Origin of the sequence: Streptomyces sp. NPDC060027, assembly GCF_042737005.1 — a bacterium.
Lineage (GTDB): Bacteria > Actinomycetota > Actinomycetes > Streptomycetales > Streptomycetaceae > Streptomyces.
This window is the reverse complement of sequence record NZ_JBHWVI010000323.1, coordinates 1-7,217: the sequence shown is the minus strand read 5'-3', so window position 1 is coordinate 7,217 and position 7,217 is coordinate 1. Positions and strand designations below refer to the sequence as shown.

The window sequence follows — 7,217 nt, the reverse complement described above, 5'->3', positions numbered from 1 at the left end:
GCCACCAACTCGCCCGAGTTCTACTGCCTGCTGGTCGAGGACCGCGGCTGGCCGCCCGAGCGGTTCGAGCGGTGGCTCGCCGACAGCTGGTGCCGACTGCTGCTCGCCTGACCCCGGCCAACTGACCGCCTCCAGCGCCGGCTTCCGGGGCAGGCCGTACTGGCGGCGGCCGGACTCGGCCGGCTACCAGTCAGAGGAAGGACATGGGCCGAAGAGCACAGTGCGGCGGCCGGCCCGGCCGCCACGCTCCTCCCCGGCCAGGTCTTCGGGGCAGGGCGCGGCGGCGCGGCGCGACAGAGGGGGCAAGGGATGGCCGGCGTGGGCCTCATCTGCCAGGTGCGTAAGGGCAGACGCAACGGCGAGGGCATCCTGGAGGGGCTCTCCGGGGCGTCGTCCCGGAGAGCCCCGGACGTGAGGCTTGCCGCCCACGGTCAGGGTGGGTCACCCGACCGGTGGAAACGGGTCGGTCACCCGGCGGGCTCCGCCGCGGTGAGGGCAGCGACCTGACCGGCGAGCCCGGCGCCGGCGGGGAAGGCAGCCGAAGGCCGTCCGGGGATCTCGCGCGCTGCCCGGCTCTACCGGCGAGCCGCTGTCACTGCCCGGTACGCTCGCTCGGCCCGGCGCCGCCGAGCGTGCAGGCCGCATGCGGTGGCACGGCAGGCTGGTGCACCCGAAGCGCCCGTATGGGAACGGGCCGGCCGCGGTAGGTGTCCTGCGTGCAGACCTTTCTCCCGTATCCCGACTTCACGCAGTCCGCCGCGATCCTGGACCGGGCGCGCCTGGGCAAACAGCGCGTCGAGGCCCTCCAGGTGCTGCGCGGCCTGACCGTGCCCGGCTACGGATGGCGGCACCATCCCGCGGTACGCATGTGGACCGGCTACGAGGAGGCCCTGGTCCGCTACGGCCTGGACGTGTGCGCCACATGGGTGGCGCAGGGACACGCCGACACATGTGCCACGACGCTCGTCACCGACTTCAGCCGGTGGCGTCCCGGCGCCGATGTACGTGTCCAGGAGCAGCTCGCCGACGATGGCGAGCTGCCACCCTGGCTGGGAGACCCTGCCTTCCACCGCAGCCACCAGTCGGCGCTGAGGCGCAAGGCACCGGAGTACTACACCCCGTTCTTCCCGGACGTTCCCGACGACCTGCCCTACCTCTGGCCGACGTCCGACCGAACCACTTCACAGGGCCGTGAGCCCAGCCCATGAGGGAGCACCGGGTTGATGAGACGCATCCCAGTAGGTCACATCCTGACCTGCGAAGGGCAGTTGGACACTCGAACTCGGCAGGCTTCCGGCTGCTCCCCGTGCCCGGTGGGGCTCCCGGTCACCTCTCGGAGGCGACAGCCATGCCGGATACGGACGGCCCGGCCCTTCCTTGCCCCCTGTCGCGCTGCCGGGTCAGGAGGGTTGGGCGGCCTCGCTGATGTCGTGGTGCATATGGTCCATGAGTTCGCCCATCTCGCGGACATCGGCGTTCGGGGTGTCGGCGTTCCGCGCCGCGCCACGCAGCCAGTCGGCGGTCGTCAGGGCGAGTGCGGTGGCGTCCTCTTCGCGGTTGTCGCCGAGGAGTTCCTCGATCCGGAAGGCGAGGCCGCCCAGGGTTTCGTCGTTGGTCTCCGGCGTCAGGTAGCCGCGCAGGCCGGCGGGGTACGGGTCCTGGGCCCTGGCGTGCCGCACGGCGGCGAGTACCGCGGGGTTGTCGCTGTACTGGTCGAGATGGCCCAGGAGGACGTAGATCCGCGCGGTCAGCCGTGGCCGCCCGGGGTGGCGGTCCAGCCAGGCCATCAGTTCCTGCTGGCCGCCGAGGTGGTCGACGAGCGGGGTCAGTGCCTCCACCGACTTGGTGGGCAGATCCCAGTGGTGGGGAAGGAGCTGGGCCACTTCGTCGGCCAGCGCCGCCTCCTCCTCGGGGCCGAGCGTGCCGGAGGTGAACCCGGCGACCTTCGAGACGTCCAGCGCGAATCCCTCGGGCCCGGCCTGCCGGGTGCGGTGTGAGGAGCCGTGCCCCCGGCGCAGCAGTTCCCCGACGCTCTTGAGGAGCGGCTTGTCGTGCACGAAACCTCCTGCATGGGTGCGCTCGAGGGCTCCTCGTCCGGGACGGGAACGGCGGACGGTGCCGCGGTCCGGACGGCGATGCCGGCCGGTGCTCTGCGGCATCGGCACCACCACCCTGCCGCCCGGTCGCGGTGTCCGCGCGCCCGGTGACCCGGATGAGTGCGGGCGCCTGGCGTCGCAGGAGCGCGGCCGGTGAGCAGCGGCGCGATGCGATGGGGACGCCGTCAGCCGGCGTCGGCCCGACGCCGGGGGCGCCGACGGACGGTTCCCGCGCTCGCGGCGGTGCGGCGGGGCGCACCGCCCGTGCTTCGGGCCGGTGAGGCGCAAGGGGCGGCTCGGTCACCCGCAGGAGGCCGGGGTGGTCCCGGTCGAGAACCCTGACCGGGTTCCCGTGTTGGGCCGGGGTGCTGCGGCCGATGGTTCGCCGCTCTTGTGCGTTCGAGCGCCGTTGCCACAGGGGTGACAACGGCGCGGCAGGGGCACTGGCCTGAGCTTTTCGCCCCTTTTCGGGATGTAATCGCTAGCGCATCGACACGGACAGAACCAGGAAGGTCAGGGGTCCTGTAGCGGCCACTACGAGCAGAACGAGGCAGAGACGGAAAGTCGTGTGCCAGTCCTGCATGGCATCCCTGATCAAACTAGCCATATCGCCACGCATAAGCTCCTCCTCTCACGCGGCGAGAGACGGATGGATGCTATTAATTCTGTCATGCGCAACAGTGAATGCACTAGAAATATTTTCCGCATGAAATGGAACAAGCCGCTCCACTGATTCCGGTGAGGTCAGTGGAACGGCTTTTCACTCCTGGTGCGACCGATGGCCGTCGGCCGACCGTGCTGCCCATGAAAAAGCACAGCGATTACGCACCCAGTATGGATGATGCATTCCAGTGTGCCAAGTGTCTTTTTGATGGATCTCTTGCCGCATCAGGGCCGGGTGCCAGGCGGCGGCCCGTCCGGCACGGCGGGGCGTCGGGGCAAGCGGACGACGGGCACCCGCCTTCATGAACTGACGTTCGATACCAGAGGTGGTGACGCCTCGTCCCGTCCCCGTCCCCAGCCGCACGCGGGAGGCTGGGCGGGTTAAAGAGAGGGAACCGAGACCCGATACGGGCCCCGGCCCAGGGGTGCGACTGATAGAAACGGCACACCACCTGGATCGCCCGGACGGCTCGGTACGCACGGGCGGTCCTGTTCGTTTTGTTCCAGGCTTGGAGGGTCGCGCCAGTGCGCTCGAAAGCAGTGCCTCTTGAATGGTTCAAGAGTTCGGTCAGCGGTGTGGAGAACTGCATCGAAGTTGCCTTCGCCGGCGAGGTGAGGGTAAGGGACTCCAAGGATCCCGGTCGCCCTCTTCTGCATTTCTCTCACGCATCGTGGAGCGCCTTCACGGGCCGCATCACCCACCATCTTCTGCCGGACGGTGAATGACGAGGACAGAGCGCGCCCTCGTCGGGCCGGTGGCCGGCTCCTTTCCCGGAGTCAGTCACGGAAGCGGTCGAGGGCCCGGTCCAGCATCCGCGGGGCGTCGTCGATCGTGGCCAGTTGTTCCAGCTGCCAGAACTTCTCCAGGAACCGTGCCGGTGAGTACACGCCCCGCTCCCCCGGTCCTTCATTGGTGATGAAGGTCTGATTCTTCGCCCGCTCGATGTACAGGACCGCGCCGTCGTCGGGGACGGGGAACTCGAAGATCACGTACGGAAGGTCCCAGTACGGGTACACGCCCGCGCTGAACGGGATGATCCGTAAGGTCACGTGCGGCGATGCGAGCACGTCGTGCAGCATCCTCAGCTGCTGCCTCATGACCCGGTTGTCACCGACGGTGCGGCTGATCACGTTCTCGTCGAGGATGAAGTGAAGCTCCTTCTCGCCGGCATGGTAGATCTTCTCCTGCCTCTCCTTGCGCAGGTCCAGCAGCCGCTGTGTGTGGGGCTCCGCGTAGTTGGCCAGGACCGCGGCCGCGTACTCCTCCGTCTGCAGCAGGCCGGGCACCATGAGCGGCTCGAAATTGCGGATCTGCGACGCCGAGGACTCATGCCCCAAGAACTCCTGGAACTGCGCCGAGATGGCCTCCCGGTAGGGGCTCCACCAGCCGAGTTCCCGGTAGGAGACCCGCGCCATCTCCACCAGCGAGGCGACCTCGGCCACGTCGGTGATGCCGTAGTGCTGGATAAGGATCTTCAGATCGTTCACGGAGATGCCGACGGTCCCCGCCTCGATCCGCAGCAGCTTGGACAGGGACCAGTCCATGGCGACCGCCACGTCCTTCTGCCGCATGCCGGCCTCTTCACGTGCCTGCCGGAGCCGGATACGCAGCCTGCGCCGCTGATACATCGGGTCCCGCTCCACCATGCTGCCTCCCGGCACAGGCCCGCCCACGCCCCGTGCCGGCGGTCTGCCCGCAATGTCGCCGGCAGCCACCTCGCATCAGGCCGTGTGCACAACGCCACTTGGAAGACGAGGATCCAGCAACCCACCATCTCCAGCAAGAGCCCGCACCCGGCCGGCGCGAAGGAACCACAACGCCCCGGCCGGCACCGCCGCACCGGTCCCGCTCCCGGCCCACACCATCCGACTCACCACGCCGACCGGCCCCGATGCGCACCAGCGATGCCGGCGCCCGCGGACCCGCGCGTACCACCGTCGTGCGCCATCCGGCGCGTCCGGCAACTCCTGTCGCGCCGTTGCGCAACTCTGTCGTGGCCACCGGCTCGGCTCTCGGTGCACCGGACGCAAGCCCGGTGGCGAAGCGAAACCGGACGCCTCTGCCGTGGCCTCAGGTCCGGGGCAGCCGGTCAGGACCGGGTTCGGACCGGTCTCAATGAGATGACCGGGGCTCAGGCGTGGACGTTTTGCGGTCCGGTCGCCTTGCGTGGTGCGGCGTGGTGGGCAAGCCCCCGCCTGGGGGGCTCAAGGCGCCGTAGCGACAGGGTGGCGGTAAGGAGAAGGCCTGTGAAGACGGAGAGGAGGAGGGCGGAGACCCACATCTGCTGGCTTCCCAGTGACTGCCAGGCCGTCCAGAGGGTGGATGCGCTCCACAGCAGGATGCCCATCGCGTAGAAGGTGCGGACGCGGCGCAGTTGTCGCACGGCCCGCAGGAACATGTCGTGTTCGGTCTTCGGTGCCATGGCAGGCCGTGTACCCGATCCGGCGGTGGTCACCGCCGGGGGCGCCGGCCTCGGGCGGTGACCAAAGACGCGGTCGGCAAGGAGTTCGCGCATCCGGGCCGGATCAAGACCGCGGGTGCGGCGTTCAGGCACCCGGAAGGAAGAGACAGAACGGATGGCCGTGAGGGGCGCACAGGGCCCGAACGTCTTCTGAGTGCCCCTTTCCGGCCGTACGACAAAAGGCCTCGTCAGGAACGTGCACCGGAGGCCGGTCCGACGCTGCGCCCCAGAGCCGCACGGGCCTGTCTGCGCAGCTCCGTACGGGCCGCCGGCATCCTGCCGGGGCCTGACCAGAACGGGTGCCACAACAAGCGGGCCGACAACACCAGCAGGCGGCGACGGAGTGCGGTGTTCGCCGTAGGGCGGGGCGCGGCGAGGGCGTCGTAGGTGCGGCACCAGGCTGCCTGAAGCTGAACCAGGTCGTGGGGGAATGTCGCGGACTCCATTACCCCATTAGTTCATGTGTTCGAATTCTGGCTCAAGTCGACACACGCCCGCTGTGCAGGACGCAAGGGCCGGTTTCCCACCCGGCCGGCGGATGCGCCTGGTGTCCGGGCCGAGCCGGACACAGACGATCCGCTGGTGGTGAGGCGCTGGGCCACCGGGTCGTCGTCGACTACGGGGACCGTCAAGACCTCGTGCTGCTGGCCGCGTTCGGGCCGGACGGCACCGAGACACCGCTCGCCGTCGCGGCTGGCGGCTGGCGGCTGGACCGGCGTCGGCTCCGTCGTGCGTACCTGGCCCGCGCTCCCGCTCGCCGAGCTGCTCAAGCTCGCCGAGGCCGGCACCCGCCCCGGCGGCCGGCGGATCACTGGCATGCAGGCCGAGGGCTATGTCATCCGCTGGCCGGGCGGGCTGCGGGCAAAGGCGAAGCTCGCCGAGTACGTCCGTCTCCACAAGGTGCTCACCGGGATCACCGAGCGGGACATCTGGCGCTGCCTGGGTATCCAGAAGTTCGCCGGCCAGCCCCCGAAGCCGGTGGCGAAGGCGCTCGACTGTCCCGTCACCGAGGTGACCGCACTCGGTGCCGACGGCAAGGGGCCGCCGGCCGCACTGCTGGAGCAGGTGCCCGAGGAGTTCGACGCATGGGTGCGCAGCGTCGCGGCGCGACTGGAGCGCGATGCCAGTGCGGCAGAGGCGGCTGTGGGCGATGGGGGCCGGCGCCTCGCCCATCTCGGCGCGACCGTGGGGAATTCGCCCGCGGCACGCGCCATCGGTGACCCGGGCGTGCGCGCGGCGATGTTCCTGCTCCTCGACGGCAAGCCGCTCGACACCTGTGGCGGTCGGTCAGGCCGCAGGCCTCCGCGCCGTTCGTCGCCGACGACGAATGATCACGGCACCGGCAGGCCCGCCTCCACGACCCGAGTGGAGGGGCGTTGCCGGTGCCGGACAGCACCGGTCCCGGCAGCCTGCGGGGAGGCGGCTGCCGGGACCGGGCGTGGTGCGTCTACTTCGGCTTGATGGCGTCCTTGGCCTTCTCCTTGGCCGCGCGCAGGTCGCCCTTGGACTCCTGGGCCTGGCCCTCGGCCTTCAGGGACTCGTTGCCCACCGCGCCCCCGGCGACCTTCTTGGCCTTGCCCTTGGCCTGCTCGGTCTTGGCCTGAGCCTTCTTGTCCGCAGCCACAACCACTCACACCCTGTCCTGCTCGAGAGAATTTCCCTCCCCTGTGTCACCTCATATTCCACTCCTAAACCAGGGATCCTCACCGCTTCGGGCACGGCAGGAAAGGTTGAGATTTGCAGGAGTGGAGATCGTTCCGCCGGGCACACGAAGGATCGGAGGTTGATAACTATGGTTCCTATTCTTCTCGTTCTTCTGCTCGCCCTGATCCTCTTCGGTGCCGGTTTCGCACTCAAGGCCCTGTGGTGGATCGCCATCATCGTGCTGGTGGTGTGGGTTCTCGGATTCGTGATCCGCCCTGCGGCGAGCGGCGGCAAGCGGGGCCGCTGGTACCGCTGGTAGGCAGGCCGCGACAACGTATCGGCACAGTGGGCC

The 7,217-nt window shown here is 69.3% G+C and carries 8 protein-coding genes; 4 read left to right on the top strand and 4 right to left on the bottom strand.

Translation table 11 applies throughout. From position 1 onward, the window contains the following. The first annotated feature begins 716 nt into the window (after positions 1-716). A complete protein-coding gene (locus ACFWBT_RS40320) occupies positions 717-1,208 on the top strand; it encodes an MSMEG_6728 family protein (RefSeq protein WP_385709040.1) in 492 nt (163 codons plus the stop codon). A gap of 192 nt (positions 1,209-1,400) precedes the next feature. On the opposite strand, the gene ACFWBT_RS40315 is transcribed toward ACFWBT_RS40320, so the two are convergent. Next, a complete protein-coding gene (locus tag ACFWBT_RS40315; RefSeq protein WP_385709037.1) occupies positions 1,401-2,057 on the bottom strand; it encodes a hypothetical protein in 657 nt (218 codons plus the stop codon). A 1,227-nt stretch (positions 2,058-3,284) separates the two neighbouring features. On the opposite strand from ACFWBT_RS40315, the gene ACFWBT_RS40310 reads away from it, so the two are divergent. Continuing rightward, positions 3,285-3,485, top strand: coding sequence for a DUF397 domain-containing protein (locus ACFWBT_RS40310; protein WP_385709034.1), 201 nt, complete (start codon positions 3,285-3,287; stop codon positions 3,483-3,485). A gap of 51 nt (positions 3,486-3,536) precedes the next feature. On the opposite strand, the gene ACFWBT_RS40305 is transcribed toward ACFWBT_RS40310, so the two are convergent. Beyond that, positions 3,537-4,406 carry a helix-turn-helix domain-containing protein gene (locus tag ACFWBT_RS40305; protein ID WP_385709031.1) on the bottom strand — a complete coding sequence of 290 codons (870 nt, stop codon included), beginning with the start codon at positions 4,404-4,406 and terminating at the stop codon, positions 3,537-3,539. Between the two features lie 485 nt (positions 4,407-4,891). After that, on the bottom strand, positions 4,892-5,182 hold the full coding sequence (locus tag ACFWBT_RS40300; RefSeq protein ID WP_385709028.1) for a hypothetical protein: 291 nt from the start codon (positions 5,180-5,182) through the stop codon (positions 4,892-4,894). A 768-nt stretch (positions 5,183-5,950) separates the two neighbouring features. On the opposite strand from ACFWBT_RS40300, the gene ACFWBT_RS40295 reads away from it, so the two are divergent. Continuing rightward, positions 5,951-6,682, top strand: a complete 732-nt coding sequence (locus tag ACFWBT_RS40295; protein WP_385709026.1) for a hypothetical protein — start codon at positions 5,951-5,953, stop codon at positions 6,680-6,682. Here the strand turns inward: ACFWBT_RS40295 and ACFWBT_RS40290 are convergent. Further along, positions 6,669-6,845: a CsbD family protein gene (locus ACFWBT_RS40290; protein ID WP_385709024.1), complete on the bottom strand. Its 177-nt coding sequence runs from the start codon at positions 6,843-6,845 to the stop codon at positions 6,669-6,671. The genes ACFWBT_RS40295 and ACFWBT_RS40290 overlap by 14 nt on opposite strands. Before the next feature lie 168 nt (positions 6,846-7,013). Between ACFWBT_RS40290 and ACFWBT_RS40285 the strand changes: the two genes are divergently transcribed. Further along, positions 7,014-7,184 carry a hydrophobic protein gene (locus tag ACFWBT_RS40285; protein WP_385709021.1) on the top strand — a complete coding sequence of 57 codons (171 nt, stop codon included), beginning with the start codon at positions 7,014-7,016 and terminating at the stop codon, positions 7,182-7,184. The last annotated feature ends 33 nt before the right edge of the window (positions 7,185-7,217 follow it).

Excerpts from the sequence above, each read along its gene's own strand:
- ACFWBT_RS40305 (WP_385709031.1), bottom strand. The coding sequence starts at position 4,406 with ATGGTGGAGCGGGACCCGATGTATCAGCGGCGCAGGCTGCGTATCCGG.
- ACFWBT_RS40300 (WP_385709028.1), bottom strand. The coding sequence starts at position 5,182 with ATGGCACCGAAGACCGAACACGACATGTTCCTGCGGGCCGTGCGACAA.
- ACFWBT_RS40285 (WP_385709021.1), top strand. The coding sequence starts at position 7,014 with ATGGTTCCTATTCTTCTCGTTCTTCTGCTCGCCCTGATCCTCTTCGGT.